Here is a 22,395-nt window from a genome sequence, read left to right on the forward strand (position 1 = left end):
AACACCCCTGCATCCAAAAACAAAGCGGATAATGTTACCAATGATAATAATTGTCAAATTCATTTGTATTAACAGTCATGAAGGCTTCCACTGCGTGCCAGACAGCCTCCCGATGCAGGTGGCCTTGCCACCTTTCAATTACCGCCGTTATGGTGAATAATTGAACGTCCTGAATGAAGCCTATCCGCGAGGTTCGATGAACATCCAATCTACCTTCCCTGCCGGTTTGCAAGGCTATCAGCGCGCCGCCGACAGCGTGACCGAAGCCTCGGTCAATATCAGCCGGCAAAATATCAACCAGCTGAACAATGAATCCCGGGTTAATCCCGAGGTCAATCCAGATCAATTCGTGGATGCCAGCAAGCCGTCCGGCACCGACAATCTCGTTCAACTACAACAGGCCGAGCTTCACGCCCAGGCGAACATCAACAGCATCGAGAGTGCCGATGAAATGCTCGGCACCCTGATCGATATCCGGGTGTAACATGCAGCTTGGTACTTCACTGCCCGAATTTTCGGCCTTTGCCGCGTCGCCTCCCCTCCGCCAGGTTACGCAAGAGCACGACCAGCGCGCCCTCATTGCCCCCGTCGAAACGATGGATAGCTTTACCTCCGCGGATCGTCAGCAACAGGATGCCCGGCACAAGCTGTACGACCGCTTTGGCCGCTCCCGCAATGACGATGCGGCACAAGCCGGCCAAGAGCCGCACAGGACGGCAGGTGATCAGCCAGCCAATGACGAAGCCGAAGCCGGCAAAGAGACACAGGCCGAAACCATCACTGCCAAGGAAAAAGCCGAGAAAACCGCCGAACAAGACCATGAGGCACTGTCGCCGGAGCAGGAAGAACTATTGCAGGCGCTGCAGTTGAGGGATCGGGAAGTACGGCTGCACGAACAGCAGCACGCCGGTGTGGGTGGCCAGCATGCGGGTGCGCCCAGCTATGAATACGAAACCGGCCCCGACGGCAAACAATATGCGGTAGCCGGTGAGGTGCAGGTGGATCTTTCCCCCGTCGCCGACGACCCGGCCGCCACCATAGACAAGATGCAACAGATCAAGGCGGCAGCATTGGCTCCCGCTGAACCCTCTCAGGCCGACAAGGCCGTCGCCGCTCGCGCCGAACAATATATTCTCGAGGCTCAGGCCGAGCTGCAGCAAGGATCCTCAGAGCATAAGTCTCAAGCGGAAAGCAACAGAAATAAAGTCGCTTCGACCCAGGCCAGCGACGATCTCACCCAGGCCCACCCGTACTCGGCGGCCGCCGATGTCGCCGGACAAATGGCACTCAGAAATCAGGTCATTGCCGGTGCATATGGCAAAGCCGCCCAGGCCGACTCCCGCAGTCTGTTAAAGCTGGCCTGAAGCATCGTCTCGCATCACCGACTGTATATCTCAGGCTCTACATCACATCCGGACACGCCGATACTTCCGCTTTATAATCGCCACCAGTTCAGTCAGCACGAGGCACGGCATGAATTCCCTAAAATACCTGACCGGTTATCCGGAACAAATCCAGCTCCAGGCAGGTGAACTGCTCACCAGCGGCCGACTGGGAGATTACCTCGAACGCAAGTACCCACACCAACACCAGATCCAGAATGACAAGGCCTTGTATGGCTATATCAACGGCCTGAAAAGCCAGTACCTGCGCAAGAGCCCGCCTTTAAGCCAGGTGCGCTACGACAGCAAGCTCAATGTACTCAAACACGCCCTGGGCATGCATACCTATCAGTCTCGGGTACAGGGCAGCAAACTCAAGGCCCACAACAGCATTACCGTAGCCGCCCTGTTCAAGGAGGCGCCGCCGGAATTTTTACGCATGATAGTGGTACACGAGCTGGCTCATTTTAAGGAAAAGGATCATAACAAGGCCTTCTACCAACTATGCTGCCATATGGAGTCCGGTTACCATCAGCTTGAGCTGGACACCCGGCTATGGTTGCAGTGGCGGGAACGAGAGATATGAAGTCGACCCCTAATGGGTCAAATTTACCTCTCAGGCCACATTTACCTGGGTTATGTGGAATATACGTATATCACCCCACTCACCACACTTCTAGAATACACGAGGAAGCATAACGTCAGGATCACAACTATGAAAAAATCGGTATTGTTGGCCAGTGCCCTGGCCATAAATGCGTTACCGGCCACGGCCGAAATGCCGCCTCAGGCTGCGGTGTGTGTCAGCTGTCACCAGGCCAACGGGCTCGGCATACCTAATCTCGCCCCCTCCATCTCCGGCATGCCGGCACCCTATCTGACTGCCCAGTTGCAGCACTTCAAGTCCGGCGAGCGCAATAACGCCATCATGCAGCCCATGGCCATGATGCTGGACGATGCCGGTATCAAGGCCACCAGCGAATGGTTTGCCAGCCTGCCGGTTGAATTGCCCGACGCCCCCGCCTTTCGCGGTCAGAAGCCACCTCAAGACATGACCGGCGGAGAAAAGCTGGCATATCTGGGGGACTGGCAGCGTGACCTGCCCAGCTGTGTGGCCTGTCACGGCCCCGAAGGCGTAGGTGTAGGTGTAGGCGAGGCTTTTCCCCGACTGGCCGGCCAGCATACCGATTATATCGAAAGCCAGCTCAAAGCCTGGCAGGCCGGTACCCGCAGCGGCGACACCCACGGCCTGATGGCGTCGGTGGCCAATAAATTGACGGCGGAAGAAATCACCGCCGTTGCCAGCTACTTCGCCAGCGTGGGAGCAAAATAATGATGAAACTGTCTTCTTCCCTGTTACTCGGCCTGTCGCTGGCTGCCACCGGCTCTGCCCAGGCTGTTGGTTCCGTTCAGGCCGCACATCCCGACAAGCTTGCCGTGCAGGATGAACTGCCGGTCGACAAGGCTGCCAGCGAACATCCCCTTCCTCCCAGCTGGGACAAGCTGCCGGCCGGCGAATTTGGTGAAAGAGTCGTTCGAGGCTATCAATATTTCGTCAATACCCAGTCTCTGGCCCCCCGGTTCGTGGGCAACGGCCTTAACTGCATCAACTGCCATATGGATGCCGGCAAAAAGGAAAACGCCGCACCACTCTGGGCTGCTTATATGAGTTATCCGGCCTTCCGCAAGAAAAACAACAAGATCAACGACTATCAGGAGCGGATCCAGGGCTGTTTCATGTATTCCATGAACGGTACCCCGCCCGAGCTGGGTGATCCGGCGCTAGTGGACTTATCTGCCTACGCCTATTGGCTAGCTCAGGGTACCCTGACCGGTGAAAACTTCGACCCAGCCGCTATGACGGTCCCCAGCGATGAAGATTTGCTCAAGGGCGGAAAGCGCGACGACTTCCCTTTCATGCAGGCCTACCTGGATGCGGGTGGCAGCAAAGAGCCCGAACTGCCCGGTCGCGGTTATCCCAAGATAGACGAGCCGGAGCTGGCCCCGGACATCGCCCGTGGCAAGGCGGTCTATGAACAGGAGTGCTCGGTGTGTCACGGCACCAACGGTGAAGGCCAACAGGTAAACAGTCATTATGTGTTTCCGCCGCTGTGGGGCCCACAGACCTACAACTGGGGTGCAGGCATGCAACGCGTTAACACCGCCGCCTATTTCATCAAGCGCAACATGCCGCTGGGTCAGCCCGGCAAGCTCACCGATCAGCAGGCCTGGGACGTGGCCATGTACTTGGACACTCGGGAACGCCCGCAGGACCCCCGTAATCACGGCGATCTGGAAAAGACCCGTGAGCAGTACCACGGTGGCAAGAGCTATTACGGCACCGAAGTCGAAGGCAAGGTACTGGGTACCGCAAGCTACCCCAACCATCCCAACAAGCCACAGTAAAACCCTGTTAACATACAAGCAATAAAAAGGCCGGATCTCCGGCCTTTTTATTGTCCGTTAACTGTTTTTAGTATTTATATTAAAACATAATGGGCATGCCAAAATTCAGCTGTACGTCCGGTGCATCTTCCGTTAAACCAGCCTGTAAACTCATATTTACTGATGTCTTGTCATTGATGGCCAAAGAAAAACCGGTGGTCAGACTGTCCAACTGCAATACCTCGCCCGATTTATTACCGTTTACCGATGATTCAAACACGGTTCTGTGGTTAAATCCAAGACTGAATGACAGACGGTTATTAACGGCAAATCCCATCCCCATACCCAAGAAGAAACTGTCACCCAGATCATACTTGTCATTACCGGCACTACCATTGCTAGAATCTATATCCACACCGGCATCCGCTTCCATATTCCAGGTGTAGCCACCAGTAGCAAACAGTACGGCCGGATCCAGCGGATAGATCATGGTCAAGCTGGGCTCAAGTGACCAGGCCCCCGAGCCGGTTGGTGGATCGGTGAAAATACCGTTGACGTCGAGAGTTTGATCAAATGGCGACTCACCGGTGTCAGATTTAACTCTTAAGCCACCTATCCAGAAAGGAATCGATTCCAGATTAAACTGGTACCGTACCGCTGCTTCGACATCGCCCAGGCCACCGCCGCTAGGGGTCAGGGTGGTTGTTTCATCTCCATTACTCCCCGAACCGGGTATTCGCTTGGTAATGGAGTCATGGCGATAAACCACAGGCACCCTTAGCTCCAGCTCAATGCGATTAGTCAAGCCATAACGCGCAGCCAAGGCCCAGGTAAAAGTAGTCAAATCAGCATCTTCCGCCTCTATAATCCCGACAAGCAGGGCTGGCACTTGGGTAAAACCAAGGATAGAAATACGATTAGAAGTATTTTGTGAGTAACTGAATGAGGGCTCTATTTCGAATCGACCTTTAGGCGTCATTAACCCCTGAGTCTCGAGAGCGCTGGCCACGGTATCAACAACCTGCCTCTCTTGTGCCTGTACTGTACCTACTACAGAGAGCAGCAAGCCGGCAGATATTATCCTTTTTTTCATATTTATCTCCTGATTCCATATCTTGCTATCAATCGATGCAACGAAGCCCTGGAAATGCAAAGCAACTCGGCAGCCCTCCCTGGACGGCCCGACACCAGATTAAGCACTCTCTTTATCGCAATCGCTTCCGCCTCCTCTCTTGCTTTTCTTAGGCTCAAGTTAGTGTATTCCTCTGGAGACAATTTTTCTTCCAACCCCATTAGCTCTGCATTTAAATAGTTTTCTTCACAAGAAGACACACCGATAACGACTCTTTCAATAAGCTCAGTTACATTACCAGGCCAGTCATATTTTACTATGGCTTGTTCTGCATCACTGGAAAAACCCAATAGCCTTTTCTCTTGTTCTCGACTTAACTTATAAAGATAGTATTTTGCTAGAACAAGTTTATCCTGGCCTCTGTCTCTTAACGGCGGTATGTCTATCCAGTTCTTTTTCAGCAACATCAGGAAGTCCGGGGAAAACACACCAGCTTCATCTATTTCATCAAAGCGCAAGCCGCAGCAGAAAATAAACTCACAAACATTCAACCTGGTTTTATTTTTTGAAAAAAAACTACAGATATGGTGTTGAATGTATTGTGGTAAACATTCAACACTGTTAATACAAAAGCAAATGGAGCCATTAGGGTCATTTTGCAAGTCAAGGTTTAATATAGATAGATAATCATCAGGCTCATGACTATTTACGCTAAAATCTAAAAATCGATATCCTTTCAAATTAGCCCATGTTTTAGCAAGTAAACGCTTACCCGTTCCTTCTTCGCCAGAGAGAGTGACGCCTCCCCCCGAGTAACGATGAAGATATCGCAAGGATTTTTTAAAGTTATCATGCCTTCCTATTACCTCCCCTCGCTGAAATGACAGACTCAAGTTGTTTTTAAGATTTGTCATACCATAAGCTCGGCCTATAGTAACAAATAATTTATCTTCTGATATTGGGGTAGTGTGATAGTCATAACAGTGAGTAGTCACAAAAACCTGCCACTCTTTTCTAAAAATCTGACATTTTGACAGCACAGCAATCCACGACACCCCCTTGTAGCTATCGAGCCAACGTTCTAATTTGGTATCGGGTTGTTCTGCTCCGCTACAGTCGATGATGCCAATTGATGCTTCAGAATTATCCAGGTACAACCCTGCAGCTTCCAGACTCTTATACCTCACCAAGGTCCAGTTGGAATGCTGGCTGCCCAACACTCGCAAACCAGAAGAGTACTGAAGAACCAGAATCTCCCTTTCTAAGGCCATCTTGCACCGCCACCTTCACCATCCAATGATGTCTATCACTATAGAACAGAACTGGGCAATCACGGGAAAACGAAAAAAAATAACCACAACCAATTGAAAAGAAACAAAAAAAATCAACAAGAGCACAAAGATGAAAGGTAACCACTCACGAAGACCCCGACAGGATCTGCAACCATCTTGTCGGGGTTATATATTAAATTTCAATTTCAATATCCTGCCTGTCTCATTGCATTTCTGACCCTGCTCGATACTCTCTGACTCTCTCTGTAAGCATTAATATTGATAGGGGTAACAACATCAATATTCAAGGTAACATCAGTTCTGATACCATTACCCGAATTCTCAACAATGTAACCTAATTGACCCTTCCCGATTAGAGGCGTGATTTTCAAGCCTTCAGCACCAGAGATATTGTTTATTACCTGGGGGTGCGGGCTATGTCTGTCCATGTTGAACATATTACTGAAAAATACGTTCTTACCATTAACCATTGCCTCCATTTTCAACCCTATTGAGTAGTTTGCGCCACTCCAAGAGAAGCCGCCTCGCTGCTGTTCCAATATGCTTTCCGACAAGACTGGCGCATTGTCAAGAGAAACGTCATAACTTTTCGAAAAGGCTATAGCAGGAATAAAAAAAACTATTACCATCAGCCATTTCATCATTATCACCTCACTAAACATTAACATTCAATAATCATATTCCGATGGTAACATCAAGTCTGTCAGATGAGGAAGCCGCTGCATAAGGGCCATTCTCGACGGCGCACTAGGCGCAGAGTGATCCCAATCTTCTTTTTGATTAAAACTTGATTTTGCAAACTCGGTATTATCTCTGATAAAGAGAAATATACCATTACTGCTTTTATCAAATTCATCACCATCCATTATATGCAACCCTATTGAAGGATCACCTATAAGTACCGTATCATCCATTACGCCTTTAACTACCACGAAATGGTTATACCCATTGTAGTTAACCAAGGCTATTGATGGTATGCCCAGTTTGGTTACATCGTCCCTTGTCAACTGATAGCCGTCCGCTTTAAGCCCTCTTCTGGCTAAAAAATTCTTCATATCCAGCATGGAAAAGCCTTTTTCTTCTATTTTTTTCTTGTCTCCAAATTTGAACATCTCCTCAAAAATCGTTGCTTCGGTGAATGGCATGCCGTAATGATGCGTAAGTAAAGAAGCCAAAGCCGCAGAACCACAACTAAAGTCATACTGTTGCTTAACAACTTCACCAAATTTTATTTCACCAAAGCTCTTGACCGGCACTCTCAAGTGCCCCCCACCAGCTCCTGGCAAGTTCAATGCAAAACTCACCACTGGAAATAATACCAACAGTAACAATAATTTTTTCATGTTATCTGGCCGACACTATGTTAACAGATGTACTCATATTGGTAATGTTGTTATTACCAGACGACAGGTTAACCATAACAATACCATTGGTTCCAGCCAAGGCGCCAGGCGATATATTATTAGCTCCGGTCAATACAATGGCGCCAGACATGTCATTTCCCACTATGGCCCCTCCTTGTCCTGTTATATTATCCTGATCAATTAAATTGGCCATGCCTCTGCTTCCATCCAGAAGACTATTATCAGCAATAGGTAGCATATCCAAGTCTTGAGCGGCAAAGACAGAAAAATTCAAAAAAGCCGACAACAATATTAATCTTTTCATACCTCCCTCCTTAAAATAAGCCGGCCCTAGGGCCGGCATAAAGATTAGAATTGTACGCTGGCATTCACGTTTACACTTTGCTGACCCATGGCGCTTTGTCCAGAAATCGCCTGTTGAGTATTAATACCGTGAGTTGCACCTGTGTTACCTACGGTATTGTTGCCGGAGCGAATCATAGATACCGACCAGACATTAGTTGCAGCATCGGCTCGAGTTTTTTGATCCAGATCCTGATCAGACATCTGTTTTGCAAGACCTGCACCGGCACCCACGCCAGCACCAAGGCCTGTACCAGCACCAAGGCCTACGCCATCGGCGTCATTGAAACCAAAGCCCAAACCCAGAAGACCCAAACCCAAGGCATTACCACCGTCACCACCTTCGCCGTGACCCAGGCCAACACCTACTCCCAAGCCAAGACCAAGGCCAAGGCCGGTACCAAGGTTGGCACTTCTCTGGTCGGCATCAGCATAGTTGCCGCTCACAGCAACCGAGCCGGCATGTACATCCGACTTGGATTTGGTATCTCCGGTATAGCCCTTTTGGATAGTAAAGTTAGACTGCTTGTTAATGGCAGTCGTTTTCTTAACGCTGATGAATTTATAATCAAGATCTATGTCTGTCTTATTAACGTCAACGTCGATTTTTGTTTTCTTGACATAGGTCTTGTCAACATCAACGACCACACTTTTGTCGTTAGCCTGATTACCGTCATAATTGGTGTTATGACTACCATCATCATTATATTCAGTGCCGCCACCGCCCCAGCCATTTGCTGCTGCACCAAAGGAAGCACCTACGGACAAGGCAACCAGAACTGCTAAAGTTTTCTTTTGCATAGACATAAAAATTCCCTCTTCTCTTAATTAAATAAGTGTCTAGTTATTTCTCCGCCCATATATCTTGACGGAGATTAGGGTTTCATTTGTTGTTTAACCCTGACTTAAAGGTTAGTGGAGGAGGGAAAATGGGGTGTAGCAAGGGTGATTAAGGGCCGACAAGTTTGATATATAAAAAACAATAAAAATGGAAATAAGAAATACAGTGTCTCATCTTTAAGACATCAGGCTCTAGTCCAGCCTTAATCACTCCTGGTTCTGTAAAGAACAGCATAACAATCATCACGGCAAGTATTTGATAAGAATCAATTTTATAGTGTTCACTAGCACATCACACATCAAAAAAGAATCAATTATCCCCCTTTTCCGATTGGAGGGAACCTTCAGATCTGTAACGACGAGGTGGGTATACATAACCAAATTCTTAAGCAGACGTTGTGAATGAATAAGCCCCGGAAAGCCTGTTCCCGCAGGGCTTTCCGGTTTTAACTGACTTGCTGGCAAACAGGCATACCGGATCCGGTGGCTTTGTTCATCACCTTAACCCCGGCCAGAATTTCATCGGCTTGGCTGTGGTAGTTACGCAAGCTCAACGGGAGGCTCATCAACGGCTTGTGTCGGGACATCTCCGTTTTCGCCAGCGACCACTGACTAGTAGCCAGACGTGGTTTTCCAGTCGACCAGATGACCTGATTTCAGAGCGACAACGGCTTCGTTCCTCGAGCAGGGTGAGAGCACGTGTGTTCATTTTTCACCCATTGAGCCAAAACCTGCGATAAGCACTTGCTCCAGATAGGTGCTGCTCATACTCGCTATCTTCTGTTTTCGCCGGATACTGGCCTTTTTCGTGGTTTCGGCTCGAAACATATTCAGCACCAAATGCCGCATGCAAGCCAGGGTTTAAGCCGCCTCACCCCGATAAATAGGGCAATTATCTTCGTTTATCGATACGTCCTGCATCCATCGATACGCCAGTGTCCCCGCACAGCGGCAGCGAAGCGAGCCTTGTCCAGCCTGCCGAACAGATGTAGTAGCGATACTCGAGGGACTGTTTTCCTGATTTTTCCAGCCGATAGCCGATGGCTACGCCCAGTATTTTCAAGCCCGTCCACTCCGGGAAGTCGCTGGCCACGTTATCAGCAGGCAGCACATGATATTCTCTGACTTCAATGCGCCCATGGCCTTTTCCACCGTCACATTGTCCGGGTCGGTTGCTGTCGAATGAAGTGGCTTGATCGCACGCTGAACTGCGCAATGCAGCAGCTCCTGATTACCTTTAACCGCCAACAGCTAGTCTCCACCTTGCTTGACGATGGTGCTGGCGATATCGGTCTGACAGCCCATGGCATCGATGGAGACCAGACATCCTTTGATATCCAGTAGCTTGAGTAACGCCGGAATGGCGGTAATTTCGTTCGACTTGGCATCGGCTTCAACTGGCCCATGGCCGCCTCGCTGGTGCAGGCAAAGGCGCGGACCATATGGATGGCAGACAGTCTGTCATCTCGATGGTAAGAGATCCCCATCAATGGCAATCAGCTCACCGCTGGTACAAAAGGATCTTCGGGATTATTTGAGGAATGAAAACGGGGGATTTCTAGGCTGTCAAGCTATGAAATTCAACGGTGCGATTAAAAGAAGTCCAAGTAAGCTCGCCTGAATGACACATAAAAAATCCAATAATCTGTGATCATCGGATTTTGTCAGTTGTGCAGGAGCAACCAATGGATCCTTAAGTGAATGGTATTACCCATTTGCCCTTTTTATTTCATGTCACTTCACCCCACCCTACGGATGCTTTCCTGCTCAACGTCACCGGTAGCCGATCGCCCCAGCGATCGCATGTCGTATCCGGTAGGGGACTGATGCGCCCGCAGGCCGAACTCCTGCAGCACCGCAAACACATGATCGAATATATCTCCCTGAATACCTTCGTATTCCACCCAGCTGGTGGTGTTGGTAAAGGCATAAATCTCCATCGGTATGCCGTTGGGGGTGGGGTCGAGCTGGCGTACCATCAGCGTCATCTGTTGGTGGATGCGCGGATGACTCTTCAAAAAAGCGTCGAGGTAGACACGAAAGGTACCGAGGTTGGTCAGCCGCCGGCCGTTGACCGGTGACGATAGATCCAGCTGCTGCTCGCTGTTATAGCGACTGACTTCCTGCACCTTCTGCTCCAGATACGGCGCCAGCAGCCTAGCTCGCTGCAGGCGAGCCACATCCTCTTCATTCAGAAAGCGCACGCTGCTGCTGTCGATCAGCAGGCTGCGCTTGATGCGACGCCCGCCCGACTCGCTCATGCCACGCCAGTTCTTGAAAGAATCGGAAATCAGCGCATAGGTGGGAATCGTGGTAGTGGTATTATCCCAGTTTTGCACCTTGACCGTGGTCAGGCCTATGTCGATCACGGCACCATCGGCACCGTATTTGGGCATTTCCAGCCAGTCCCCTACCGACAGCATGTCGTTGGCCGAGAGCTGGATACCGGCCACCAGGCCGAGAATGGGATCCTTGAATACCAGCATCAACACCGCCGTCATGGCGCCCAGGCCGCTGAGCAGGATGAGGGGCGACTTGCCTATCAGGGTCGAGATGATCAGCAGGCCGATAAATATGCTGGCGATCAGCTTGAGGCTCTGAAAGATGCCTCGCAGCGGAAAGGTGCGCATGGCCGGCTGCTGCCGAAAGATATCCAGCAGGGCATCGAGCAGCGCAAACAGCGACAACAGGCCATAGAGCAGGATCCACAGGTGCGCCGCCGTCTGGATAACGGGCAACGACAGGCCATCGCCGTCGAGCCAGAGCCCGGCTTGCGTGTAGATGATGATCCCCTGCAGGGTCAGCGCCAGCCGGTTGAACAGCTTACGCTCGAAAAACGCCTGTCGCCACAGCTGCCGAGAGCCTCTGGCACGCCCCTCCACCCATTTGAGCACCACTCGATGCAGGACGAAGTGGATCGCCGCCGAGATGATAATGATGAGCAGCAAGACGGCGGCGGTATAGGCCAGGGCCGAGAATTGAGGAACATGCGTGTCCAGCCAGGGCATGATCAGCCCCTTCAGGTCTTTTACCTCGTCCATCATGGTTTTCCGTTTAGTAACAGTCAGGCCGATATGCTAAAGGCTATTAGCATCACTATCAAACTTCGCCTTTGGGGCCGTAAAGATAGGAGCCTCCGGCTTTCAAGGCGCGCAGATACGCAGGCCGGGCCTGCAGATCAGAAACATAGGCCCGGAGTCGGGGGTAGCTGTCGGCGAGCTCACTCCTGTGCATGGCGGCCTCCAGCGGAAAGCTCATCTGGATGTCGGCCGCGCCGAAACGATTGCCGGCAAACCAATCATGACAGGACAGATGGTCGGCTACAAAATTCAAATGGGTCTTCATTTGATTGTACAGAAAGGCCTTGTCTACCCCCGCCACTATTCTATTTACGATGGGCCGGACAAAAAACGGCACCGACGCCTGCTGTACCTTGTCGAACACATGGCGCATCAGCAGCGGCGGCATCAAGGATCCTTCCGCATAGTGCAGCCAGTACACATAATCCCACCAGTCGGGGGTATTATGTATCGGCAACAGGGTCTGCCGGCCATAGGTCTGCGCCAGATAGTCGATAATGGCACCGGACTCGGCCAGGGTAATGCCGCCGTCGATCAGCACCGGCGCCTTGCCCAGCGGGTGCACTCGCCGCAGGCTCTCGGGTGCCAGCTGGGTGCCTGTATCGCGCCGGTAGTGCTTGATCTCGTAGTCCAGGCCCAGCTCTTCCAGCAGCCAGAGGATTCGCTGGGAGCGGGAATTGTTCAGATGATGCAGCTGTATCACGCCATGCCTCCTTTGAAAGCATTCATTATCCGGAGTCGGAAAACGAGAGTTCAAAACACCAACATAGCGGCTGTCATCCGCTTTATCTACGCCGCAGACAAGCTCCCTTCGCCCCAGTGCCGCTAGAGCCGGGGGATTAAGACTTATGTCGAATATAACAATTCGATAACAAGTCATATCATGGTCTCCGCAATGACACCATTGAGATGGTCATCATCAAGGAGAATCCCGTGTCACAACCCAACAACCCGAGCTATCGCGAGCAACGCAAACCCCGCCGCGACTTCGACAGCCGTGCCGCCTATCTGGAGCATGAGCTGTCGATCATGTCGCCCAAACGCTGGCGGCTGAACCTGCCGTTCAAGGATTACAGCTTCGAACTGGAAGATTTGGTACCCGCCCTTGCTGCCACCATAGGTAAAATCGTGATGGTGGCTGCCGTGGTCGCCGCCTTCGCCGGCCCATTGGGGCTGTCCGACGCCTTTGTGGTGGAAAACGTCCGCTTCGAGATGCTGATCGCCGCCGTGCTGTTCGTGATCCTGTTCTCGGGACTTATCAATCCCACCGCCAACCTGGCCGGTACTCACGGCCCCATGATCCCGCTTATCCCGCTGATCGTCGCCTCCGGCGGCCACCCGCTGGCACTGGGACTGCTGGTCGGACTGTTCGGCCTGATGCTCAGTGTCAGCAAGGGCGGCAGCAAGCTGATGGCGCTCACCAGCGACGGGGTGCGCGGTGGCCTGCTGATTTACCTGGGCGCCGTGGGCCTGTTCAGCCAGATCAAGGCTCTCACCGCCTGGGCCAATGGCCTGGACATGGGCTATGTGGCTTTTGCGGTAATCCTGAGCACCATCATCATGTATGCCCTGCTGGCCCGACTGGAAATGCGCTGGTTGTCCATTCCACTCGGCTCCGGCATCGCCTTCGTGATTGCCATTGCCCTGGGGGCACCGTTCGAATTTGTTACCGAACCGGGTATGCCGCACCTTTCTCCTTCCTACTGGTGGGGTGAAAACACCGGCTGGCAGATGGGCTGGCCCGAGTTGCATCATTTCGTCAGCGTGGCGCCTTTCGCCGTACTGGCGGTAGCCATGTGGTCCCCCGATTTCATGGGCCACCGGGTGTTCCAGGAACTGAACTATCCGAAAAAAGCCACCAAGGTGCTGATGAACGTGGACGACACCATGGGCATCGCCTCGGTCCGTCAGGCCGTAGGCAGCGTACTGGGCGGCGGTAACCTGGCGTCTTCCTGGGGTACCTACATGATCCCCGCCGCCATCGCCAAGCGCCCCATTCCCGCCGGCGCCATGCTGACCGGCATCATGTGCATCATAGCCGCACTCTGGGGTTACCCCATGGATCTGGCGGTGTGGGCGCCGGTGCTGCGGGTCGCGCTGATCGTGGGCGTCTTCATGCCGCTGCTGGAAGCGGGCATGCAGATGACCCGCAACACCACCAGCAGCCAGTCTGCCGGCATAGTGGTATTCGCCTCCGCCTTTGTTAACCCGGTATTCGGCTGGTCCATGACCATGCTGCTCGACAACCTGGGCCTGATTGGCGACAAGGAGCGCGGCAAGACACTGCGCCGAACCGACCGTTGGGTGATCCCCGGTGTCACCTTCGTCATCCTGCTGACCATCATGGCCGCCGTGGGCATGCTGCCGGGCATACCGGCGCTGATCACCGGCCACTAGAGCAACACGCGACCAAAAAGAGGCGGGCACCATCGCAGTGCTCCGCCTCTTTTTATTGCCGTGAGTTGACGCCGCACCACACCACGCGAACAGCGGGAAAGCGGCCGTCATTCCACTCCTACACCTCGATTTCCATCAGGTTGCAGCTCTTGGCATAACCCAGGGCGCGTTGCAGCGTCGGGAAGATAAAGGCGCTGGCGATACAGGCGCCCAGCTCGATGCGCTGGCCGTGATCCAGCTGGGCATGGATGCGCGCTTCCAGCAACGGATCCGCCAAGCGGTAGGAAGCCACACTGGTGGCGAAGTCGTGAATGTCCTTCAGCGGCTCCGCCAGTTTGCTGCCGCCATTGATGGTCGCCTGGATCAACGACGGCGCCACGCCGTTTTCCAGCGCCATGCGCACATTCAGCTGCAGGCAGCTGCCGCAGTCCGCCACCTGCATCGCCGCCAGCTTGGCGATCCAGAACTGTTCCACGCTCAGGGCTTCCCTGTGGCTGGTCAGGGGGATAAAGGCGGCGAGTTTGGCGTAGCCTTCCGGTGAGTGCTCCAGAAACTCGCGCAGGTAACCACAGTCATGCTGGTAGTGGGCTTCGAATCCGTCGATCTGTTCCAGGTATTCCGCTGAGGTCATGGCAAGGCTCCATTGCTTTCAAGTGGGTCACAGAATAAAAGTCATGCACCGTTATGCATGGCCGGGCCATCATCCATCAGGTTTGTGCGGTGAAAAAGTTAGGTTCTATCGTGGTTCGCGATAGATCCGGCGACATTGGCCGGAGTGTCGATCGGCTGGCTGTAGTAATTGCCGTACAACCGTTTGGCTTCTCGGGCGAACCACTGGGCCGCGGCGCCTTTTGGCGTCTTGTTGGACCACAACAGATCCACGCCCAGGCTCCAGGCACTGCGCGCATTGGTGACATTCAGCTCCACCAGCTTGCCGCTTTTCAGAAACAGACGCGCCTGTTCGTAGGGGGCGTTGACCCAGCCGACATTCTTGCCCGCCAGCTCCAGCGCCTGCAGCAGGGAATCGCAGATCCACACCTGGGACGACAGCTGCCAGCGCTGGTTGTCACTGGCCGAGGCCGTCATCAGCTGCCGATGTTTGGCCACCTCCGTCAGGGAGGTGGCGCGGGACTGGGCCAACGGATGTTCGGGCGCCGCCAGCATCAGCACCTGTTGCTGCCCCAAATTGGCGAAATCCACTTCGTCCGGATAGTCGGCCTGGCCCGCGACGAAACCAAAGTCCGCCTCACCCGCCGCCACCTTGCGGATCACCGCCTCGTTAACCCCGGTTTCCGACACCACCTGGGTGTAGGGGAAACGTTCGGCGAAGGCGGCCAGCGCCTCGTTCAGCCGATCCGGCATGATCAGCTCTTCGAACACTATGGTGAAGCTGGCTTCCTCGCCGCCCTGAAAGGCCTGCGCCGCCTGTTCGAAGCGTTTCATCTGCGCCAGGGTTTGCCGTGCCAGCGGCAGCAAGGACAGCGCGACTTCCGTCGGCGCCGGGTATTTGCCGACACGATCGAACAGGACCAGGTTTAAATCCAGCTCCAGGTTCTGTATCTGGGTGCTGATCACGGACTGCACCTTGCCCAGACTGCGGGCCGCAGCGGAAAAAGAGCCGCTTTCACAAGCGGCGACGAAGGCTCTTAGCTGATCGAGATTGGTGATGTTCATTGCAGGTCCCGTCACTGACTGTTTGAGATAACGCCTTGAATAAAGAACGAAGTACAAAAACAGGGACACAACCGTTTAAGCACGAGGTAAAAACCGGCTTATTGGCATCCCCTTTCTCCTCACCTCACTCTATTTAAACGCAAATTCCGGTGCCAGCCGGCTCAGGCCTAGGCCATGGCTCTTGCTCAGCTTGATCTGCACCGGCACCCGCTCTTTCAGCGCCTCGATATGACTGATCACCCCGATCATCTTGCCGCTGGCGTTCAGCGCGTCCAGCGCATCCAGCGCTACCTCGAGGGTCTCCGCATCCAGGGTGCCGAAGCCTTCGTCCAGAAACAGCGAGTCGATACGGGTCTTGCTGCTGACCAGATCCGACAGCGCCAGCGCCAGCGCCAGGCTGACCAGGAAGCTTTCGCCTCCGGACAGGGTCTGGGTATCGCGCGCCACGTCTGCCTGCCAGGTGTCGATCACCAATAGCTCCAGCTCGCCGCCGGTTTTACGCGCCAGCCGATAGCGGCCGTGCAACCGCACCAACCGCTGATTGGCTAGCTGCACCAGATGTTCCAGCGTCAGCCCCTGGGCGAAACGGCGATACTTGGCGCCGTCCGCCGACCCGATCAGATGGTTCAGCTGATCCCAGAGCTGCAGCTGTTGCCGCTGAGCCGTTATATCGGCAAACAGCGCCTGCTGGCGTTGGCGCCGCTCGGCGTCGGCTTCAAGGCTGACTCGCAGACCACCGATATGTTGCTGTATACGACTGAGCTCGGCTTGCAGCTGTGCCACCCGCTCGACCAACGGCATCTCTTCCTCTGCCGGATCAAATGCGCCCAGCTCGGCCTGCCGTTGTCGGGCCTGCTCCAGCAGGGTATTCGCTTTGTCCAGCGCCTGTTTCAGCCGCTGTTGCTGCTGTTCCAACTGATCTCGTTCCTCATCGCTCAGCACCGCAGTCAGAAAGGCGGCTTCATCGGAGAACGGGCTCTGCTCCAGCGCCTGCTGCCAGCGCTGGCGCAGCTCCGCCAGCTCCCGCTCCAACTCGTTCAGCTGACGGCCTTGCAGGCGAATGCCGGCATCGAGCTCTTGAAGCTGCTGCTCCAGCGGGTGCAGCTCCTCTTGCACCTGCACCAGCGCCTCGCCCGGGTTGAGTTGCTCCTTTATCTTCGCCCCGTCGGCCTGCGCCAGTTGCTGCCAGCGCGATTGCCACCGGGCTGCCTCGGCCTCGACCTGCTGGTGTTGCAGCCGTTGCTGTTCGGCCAGCCGTTCCAGTTGGCGTTGCTGTTGTTGCCGCCACAGCTGCCAGTCTTGCTCACGGCTATCAAGCCAAGTCTGCCAATCGGAGGGCGCCGGCCAGTTCAGCTCCGCCAACGACGCCACCAGCACCGCCTGCTGCTGTTGTTGCATCTGTTGTTGCTGCTGAATACGTAACTGCTGTTGCTCGGCTTGCCGGGTTAACGACTGTAGCTGCTGTACCAACAGGTGTCGCTGATGCTGTAATGCGCCTTGCTGATTCTCCGCCGCCTGTTGCCGCTGCCGAGCCAGGTTGAGCCGCTCCTGTTGTTGCTCCACCTGTTCCTGTCGTTGTTCCAGATCCTGCAGCCATTGCTGACGGTGGCCAATCTCCTGCTGCTGAGCGTCGGCTTCGAGTTCGGCCATGCCAAGCGTCAACAGACAGCCTTCCAACTCCCCGGCCAGCGTCGCGGCGGCTTCATCCAGCTGCCGGCCTTGCTGAAGGTCCTGCTCTTGCTGAGCCTGTAGCCTGGCCAGCTGGCGGTTGAGTTCCTGCCCTCGTTGTTCCAGCAGCTCTCGCTGCTGCTTCTTCTCGGCCAGGCTCAGTGCGGTACTATCGTCCAGCGCCTGATAAGCCTGAATGGCCGGATGCGATTCGCTGCCGCACAGGGGGCAGGCTTCGCCCGGCTGCAACCGCTCGCGATGCTGCTCCAGAGCTCGAATGCGCTGCTCCTGCGCCAGCAGTGTTTCCTTGTCGCGGATCTGCTCCTGCAATCCCTTGTAGTCCTGGCGAGACTTATTCCGCTGCTGTTCGAGCGTGGCCAGTTGTGACGTGCATTCATCCTGGCGCCGACGCAGCGCCTCTTGCTGTTGCTGCTGCCGGGCTTGCTGCTCCCAGGCGCGCAATACATTGGCCCATAGCGGCTGCTGGTTCCGCAGGGCCTGTACCTGATGTCGCAGATCCTGGTGGGTTTGACCAGCCAGGAGCCGGGTTAATGCCTGCTGCTGCTGTTGCCCCTCCGCCGCGGCCTGCTCGACCCCGGCCGCGGCGGCAGCGCATTGCTGTTGTAGCTGACCCTGTTGCTGCTCCAGCTCGTGCTGTTGCTGCAACCCTTGCTGCCGCTCCCGAGCCAGCTCTTGCAGCTCACCCTGCAGATTTTCCAGCTGACGCACCTGTGCACGCCAACCCGCCAGGTATTCCCCCAGCCGCTCCCCCACCGGGTTGGCAGCCATGGCCTGCGCCAGTTGTTCCAGCTCGCGGGCCAGCTGTTGCTGCTGTTGTTCCAACTGTCGTGCCTGTTGCCCGCTGAGCTGTGAGCCCTGCCAGCACAGGGTATTTCGCCGCTCGGTCAGCAGCTGCAGCTCATCCTGCTGGTCTGCCAGCTGGCGGCTTTGTTGCTGCTGCCGGGTCTGGCTGTGCTGAAGTTGCTGCCACATGGGCTGCAATCGTCCGGCCGGTATCGCCGCCGCCAGCCGGGTCAATTGTGGTTCGGCCTGTTGCCATTGTTGTAGCGCTTGTTGCTGCGCCTGCCCGGCCTCGGCCAGCCGTTGTTCGGCTTGCCTACGCTCTCGCCAGCGCTGCAAGGCCGTTTGCGCCTGTTGCAGTTCGGTGTCTCGCGACAGCCATTCGGCCTCGGCGGTATCAATATCGCTCTGGTACTGCCGACGCTGTTCGTCACCGAGCAGCTCCATGCCCTGAGCTCGGGCTTCAAGCTGCCCCAGGGCGCCCTTCTGCTCCCGGGTCTGTTCGAACACCCTCTTCGAGATCTGGGCGTAGATATCGGTGCCGGTCAGCTCTTCCAGCAGTTCGGCCCGCTCGTTGGCGTCCGCGTGTAAAAAGGCGGCAAAGCCGCCCTGGGCCAGCAGCATGGATTTGGTAAAGCGGCCGAAATCCAGGCCACTGAGTTGCTCGGTCAGATTCAGCTTGTCGTTGATCTTGGTGGTGACAATGGTGCCATCGAGGCGGGCCAGTTCCACCTTGGGGGCCTGCAGCTTTCCGTCGACCTTGTCCCGGGATCTGCGCTGACTCCAGAAAGCTCGATAGCCTTCTCCCTTGATCTCGAACTCCACCTCCGCCAGGCAGTCGGCAGTGTGGCGGGTCATCAGCTCGTTGCCGCTGGCGGAGATATTCTTCATGCGTGGCGTCTGGTGATAGAGCGCCAGACAGATGGCATCGAGCAGCGTGGTCTTGCCGGCGCCGGTGGGGCCCGTGATGGCAAAAAGACCGCTGTCCCGAAACGGCGACCGGGTGAAGTCGATTTTCCACTCCCCCTTCAGGGAGTTCAGGTTTTTCAGACGCAGGCTGAGGATCTTCATGCTTCTTCCTCCATCTGCACCAGCAATTGATGATACAGCTCGCTCAGCGCCTGTTGCCGTTCGGCTTCCAGCGGCTCCGGTGCCAGCCGTCGTTCGAATACCTCCACCGGTGTCAGCTCACTCAGGGTGATACCCTGCTCTGCGGTCAGGCCCTCACCGCTTTGGCCTCGTTGCCGACGCACCACTAATATTTCCAGCGGCAAGCCCTCGGCCAGTTGCTCCACCCTGGGTTGCAAATCGCTCAGGTAATCATCTTCGCTCACCGTCACTTCCAGCCAGACGGGTGCCTCATGGCCGGCGGCGGCCGCCTTCATCTCTGCCGACAATTGCTCCAGATTGCCGCGAACCCTGGCCAGAGGTTGAAAGGTCGGCACCGGCAGCGGCGTCACCCTTTGCAGCCCCTCGCCGTTCACCTCGACCAGCAACACTTCTTTCTGTTGCCCCACTTCGTCGAAGCTCAGCGCGATGGGCGAACCGCTGTAACGAATGTGTTCATGGCCGCCCACCTTCTGCGGTCTATGAATATGTCCCAGGGCAATATAATCGGCCGGCGGAAAGGCGCTAGCGGGAAAGGCGTCCAGGGTACCGATGTAGATCTCCCGTACCGAGTCGCTGCTGCTGGCACCCACCGTGGTCAGGTGGCCGGTGGCGACGATGGGCAGCGGCAACGCCAGTTGCCGCCGCAGCCGTTCTGCCCGCTCGAACAACCGCCGGTAATGGTCGGCGATGGCCTGTTGCAGGGCCTGCTGCTTGTCGGCGGCGCTTTGCCCGGCTTCGCTGGCCATGACCTCCCGCGCCCGGATGAAGGGCACGGCACACAATACCGCCCCCGGCCGGCCGTCACGGTCCGGCAGCACCAGTACCTGATGATCCGCATCGTCCAGCATGCCCGGTATCACCTGTACATTCAGGCATCCCAGCAGGCTGCGCGACTCGTTCAGCATGGCGACCGAGTCGTGGTTACCGCCCAGAATCACCAGCTGGGCGCCGGTTTGCTGCAGTGCGACGATAAAGCCGTTATACAGCTCACGGGCATAGCTGGGCGGCGTACCGGTATCGAATATGTCTCCCGCCACCAGCACCGCCGTCACCTCCTGCTCCTTTACCAGCTCGACCAGCCAGCGCAAAAAAGCCTGGTGTTCATCGAAGCGGGTTTTACCCATGAAATGCTGGCCCAGATGCCAGTCGGAGGTGTGCAGTATGCGCATGGTGACTCTTGTTGGTAACGGCGATGACCGCTATTAAACCCGCTAAGCCGATGGCTGGCAAATCTCCCTTGGCGGCGAGGTAAAACTTGCTAGACTGGCCCTTTCCCGCTGATTTGTACTGATACATGTCCTTTTCATACGATTATCTCGCCCTGGCGGCGGCGGCCTGCTGGGCCGTGGCCAGCCTGCTGTCGGCCAATGCGGCCCGCCACCTGGGTGCCTTTGCCTTTTCCCGCTGGCGCATGTTCTGTGTCAGCCTGATGTTGTGGTCGGTCGCCTTGCTGACCGGCGGCTGGAGCAGCCTGAGCGGTCACGGCCTGAGTATCATGGCCATTTCCGGTCTGATCGGAATTTTTATCGGCGACACAGCGCTGTTTGCCGCCATGAACCGACTCGGCCCTCGCCGGGCAGGGGTCTTGTTTGCCACCCATGCGCTGTTTTCCGCCCTGCTGGCCTACCTGGTGTTCGGTGAGATGATCGCAGGCTGGACTCTGGTCGGTTGCTTTCTGCTGGTGGGGGGCGTGATGACCGCCATTTTCATGGGTAGGCGCAGCAATGAAACCCACGCCTGGGAGCAGGATAACGGCAGCCCCTGGCCGGGCATCGCCCTGGGACTGATATCGGCCTTGTGTCAGTCGGTGGCGACCCTGATGGTAAAACCGGTGATGATGAACGAGATAGACCCGATAGATCCGGTATCGGCCTCGGCGGTGCGCATGAGTGCCGCCTTTCTGGCTCACCTGGCGCTGCTGTGGTGTGGCCTCTCGATAGCCAGACCCTTGCGCCGCATTAACGGGGCCATCTTCGGCATGGTGGCACTGAATGCCTTTCTGGCGATGGGAGTCGGTATGACACTGATACTGCTGGCCCTGCGCCATGGTGAGGTGGGCATGGTGGCCATGCTCAGTTCGGTAAGCCCTGTGCTGGTGCTGCCGTTACTATGGCTGATCATGAAGCGCCGCCCGGCCAATGGAGCCTGGCTGGGGGCGCTGGCAACCGTGATAGGTACTCTGTTGATAGTGGGGCGCCATTAAACATGAAGACGCCATGTTTCAGGGCACCATGTTTTAGAGCGGCAAGCCTTCCTTGTCGAGCACCCGGCGCACCGCCGGATCGTCTTTCATATCCTGAAAGTGACGGGCCACATGAGGATAGGCAGCCAGTCCATCGGGTAGCACTCGTGTGGCCCAGAAGGTAAACACGAAGGCACAGGCATCCACTATGCTGAGATGCTCATCCATATACCAGGTATGACTGGCCAGATGATGATCCATCCGCTGCAGCAGGGGCGCAGCCTGTGCCGGCACCGCCGCCTTGACGGCATCCAGCGCCGCCATACTGGTATCCGTGGTGTATTTCCGGGCAGTAAAGTGCGGAGACAGGGCCCGATAAACATCGGTGTTGAAGAAACTCAGCCAGTAATCACACTGATATTGCAACACGGGATCGGTACCCGGCCCCAGATGCTCGCCCTGTGGCAAACGCGATAAATAACGCAAGATGGCACTGTTCTGGTACAGGGCCCCCATGTCTTCGGTAAATAACACCGGCACCGCGGCCAGATAGTTAATCTTGAGAAACTCGGGATCCCGGGTATCCGCCAACGCCAGTTCATAGGGGATGTCCAACCAGGACAACACGATATGAGGAGCGAGTGAACAAGCGCCAGGCCTGTAATATAACTTCATTCAATAACCTCCTTGGTGGCCCTCAGGCCGCTCGGTCAATCTGCATTTTTGGTCTCTAGCCGGCCCGAGCCTCCGGCTTGCACCTCGATTAAGTATCAGCAGGAAAACGACAATTCGCGATATTCCTGCCC

At 55.3% G+C, this 22,395-nt stretch carries 20 protein-coding genes and 1 pseudogene; 7 read left to right on the plus strand and 14 right to left on the minus strand.

Translation table 11 applies throughout. From position 1 onward, the window contains the following. Window positions 1–196 precede the first annotated feature (196 nt). The 5 genes from ACLEIV_RS12565 (at window position 197) to ACLEIV_RS12585 (ending at window position 3,788) form a co-directional block, all read left to right on the plus strand. A complete protein-coding gene (locus ACLEIV_RS12565) occupies window positions 197–484 on the plus strand; it encodes a flagellar biosynthesis protein FlgE (RefSeq protein WP_410456983.1) in 288 nt (95 codons plus the stop codon). Window position 485: 1 nt separating this feature from the next. Next, window positions 486–1,364, plus strand: a complete 879-nt coding sequence (locus ACLEIV_RS12570; protein WP_410456984.1) for a putative metalloprotease CJM1_0395 family protein — start codon at window positions 486–488, stop codon at window positions 1,362–1,364. Between the two features lie 109 nt (window positions 1,365–1,473). Continuing rightward, a complete protein-coding gene (locus ACLEIV_RS12575) occupies window positions 1,474–1,968 on the plus strand; it encodes a M48 family metallopeptidase (RefSeq protein ID WP_410456985.1) in 495 nt (164 codons plus the stop codon). 129 nt (window positions 1,969–2,097) lie between these two features. Next, window positions 2,098–2,715 carry a c-type cytochrome gene (locus tag ACLEIV_RS12580; RefSeq protein ID WP_410456986.1) on the plus strand — a complete coding sequence of 206 codons (618 nt, stop codon included), beginning with the start codon at window positions 2,098–2,100 and terminating at the stop codon, window positions 2,713–2,715. Continuing rightward, complete coding sequence (locus tag ACLEIV_RS12585; protein WP_410456987.1) at window positions 2,715–3,788, plus strand: c-type cytochrome; 1,074 nt, start codon at window positions 2,715–2,717, stop codon at window positions 3,786–3,788. The genes ACLEIV_RS12580 and ACLEIV_RS12585 overlap by 1 nt, the downstream gene beginning before the upstream one ends. Before the next feature lie 79 nt (window positions 3,789–3,867). Here ACLEIV_RS12585 and ACLEIV_RS12590 read toward each other — a convergent pair whose 3' ends face one another. The 9 genes and pseudogenes from ACLEIV_RS12590 to ACLEIV_RS12630 form a co-directional block, all read right to left on the minus strand. Then, entirely contained in the window at window positions 3,868–4,860 is a 993-nt protein-coding gene (locus ACLEIV_RS12590; protein WP_410456988.1) for a transporter, read from the minus strand. A 2-nt stretch (window positions 4,861–4,862) separates the two neighbouring features. Then, window positions 4,863–6,110 carry a VpsR-related response regulator gene (locus ACLEIV_RS12595; RefSeq protein WP_410456989.1) on the minus strand — a complete coding sequence of 416 codons (1,248 nt, stop codon included), beginning with the start codon at window positions 6,108–6,110 and terminating at the stop codon, window positions 4,863–4,865. Between the two features lie 206 nt (window positions 6,111–6,316). Next, complete coding sequence (locus ACLEIV_RS12600; protein ID WP_410456990.1) at window positions 6,317–6,775, minus strand: hypothetical protein; 459 nt, start codon at window positions 6,773–6,775, stop codon at window positions 6,317–6,319. A 24-nt stretch (window positions 6,776–6,799) separates the two neighbouring features. Further along, complete coding sequence (locus tag ACLEIV_RS12605) at window positions 6,800–7,474, minus strand: C39 family peptidase (RefSeq protein WP_410456991.1); 675 nt, start codon at window positions 7,472–7,474, stop codon at window positions 6,800–6,802. Between the two features lies 1 nt (window position 7,475). After that, window positions 7,476–7,799 (minus strand): hypothetical protein, encoded by a 324-nt coding sequence (locus ACLEIV_RS12610; RefSeq protein WP_410456992.1) that lies wholly within the window; start codon window positions 7,797–7,799, stop codon window positions 7,476–7,478. A 44-nt stretch (window positions 7,800–7,843) separates the two neighbouring features. Beyond that, window positions 7,844–8,644 (minus strand): hypothetical protein, encoded by an 801-nt coding sequence (locus ACLEIV_RS12615; RefSeq protein ID WP_410456993.1) that lies wholly within the window; start codon window positions 8,642–8,644, stop codon window positions 7,844–7,846. A gap of 738 nt (window positions 8,645–9,382) precedes the next feature. Next, window positions 9,383–10,155, minus strand: a pseudogene (locus tag ACLEIV_RS12620) (ISAs1 family transposase); the annotation flags it as partial. A 261-nt stretch (window positions 10,156–10,416) separates the two neighbouring features. Beyond that, on the minus strand, window positions 10,417–11,700 hold the full coding sequence (locus ACLEIV_RS12625; RefSeq protein ID WP_410457031.1) for a mechanosensitive ion channel family protein: 1,284 nt from the start codon (window positions 11,698–11,700) through the stop codon (window positions 10,417–10,419). Window positions 11,701–11,776: 76 nt separating this feature from the next. Further along, window positions 11,777–12,460 carry a glutathione S-transferase family protein gene (locus ACLEIV_RS12630; RefSeq protein WP_410456994.1) on the minus strand — a complete coding sequence of 228 codons (684 nt, stop codon included), beginning with the start codon at window positions 12,458–12,460 and terminating at the stop codon, window positions 11,777–11,779. A gap of 230 nt (window positions 12,461–12,690) precedes the next feature. Between ACLEIV_RS12630 and ACLEIV_RS12635 the strand changes: the two genes are divergently transcribed. Then, a complete protein-coding gene (locus ACLEIV_RS12635; RefSeq protein ID WP_410456995.1) occupies window positions 12,691–14,154 on the plus strand; it encodes a DUF3360 family protein in 1,464 nt (487 codons plus the stop codon). 118 nt (window positions 14,155–14,272) lie between these two features. Here the strand turns inward: ACLEIV_RS12635 and ACLEIV_RS12640 are convergent, their stop codons facing one another. The 4 genes from ACLEIV_RS12640 to sbcD all read right to left on the minus strand — a co-directional run bounded on the left by ACLEIV_RS12640 (window position 14,273) and on the right by sbcD (window position 20,576). Continuing rightward, complete coding sequence (locus ACLEIV_RS12640) at window positions 14,273–14,785, minus strand: hypothetical protein (protein WP_410456996.1); 513 nt, start codon at window positions 14,783–14,785, stop codon at window positions 14,273–14,275. 98 nt (window positions 14,786–14,883) lie between these two features. Further along, window positions 14,884–15,828, minus strand: a complete 945-nt coding sequence (locus ACLEIV_RS12645) for a LysR family transcriptional regulator (RefSeq protein ID WP_410456997.1) — start codon at window positions 15,826–15,828, stop codon at window positions 14,884–14,886. A gap of 129 nt (window positions 15,829–15,957) precedes the next feature. Beyond that, entirely contained in the window at window positions 15,958–19,368 is a 3,411-nt protein-coding gene (locus ACLEIV_RS12650; RefSeq protein WP_410456998.1) for an AAA family ATPase, read from the minus strand. Beyond that, window positions 19,365–20,576, minus strand: a complete 1,212-nt coding sequence (gene sbcD / locus ACLEIV_RS12655) for an exonuclease subunit SbcD (RefSeq protein ID WP_410456999.1) — start codon at window positions 20,574–20,576, stop codon at window positions 19,365–19,367. The genes ACLEIV_RS12650 and sbcD overlap by 4 nt, the downstream gene beginning before the upstream one ends. 125 nt (window positions 20,577–20,701) lie before the next feature. Here sbcD and ACLEIV_RS12660 point away from each other — a divergent pair, with 125 nt between their 5' ends. Next, window positions 20,702–21,610, plus strand: a complete 909-nt coding sequence (locus ACLEIV_RS12660; protein ID WP_410457000.1) for a DMT family transporter — start codon at window positions 20,702–20,704, stop codon at window positions 21,608–21,610. A gap of 33 nt (window positions 21,611–21,643) precedes the next feature. On the opposite strand, the gene ACLEIV_RS12665 is transcribed toward ACLEIV_RS12660, so the two are convergent. Next, window positions 21,644–22,264, minus strand: coding sequence for a glutathione S-transferase family protein (locus ACLEIV_RS12665; protein WP_410457001.1), 621 nt, complete (start codon window positions 22,262–22,264; stop codon window positions 21,644–21,646). Window positions 22,265–22,395 lie beyond the last annotated feature (131 nt).

It is taken from the genome of Oceanisphaera submarina (assembly GCF_046521305.1).
GTDB classification, from domain to species: domain Bacteria; phylum Pseudomonadota; class Gammaproteobacteria; order Enterobacterales; family Aeromonadaceae; genus Oceanimonas; species Oceanimonas submarina.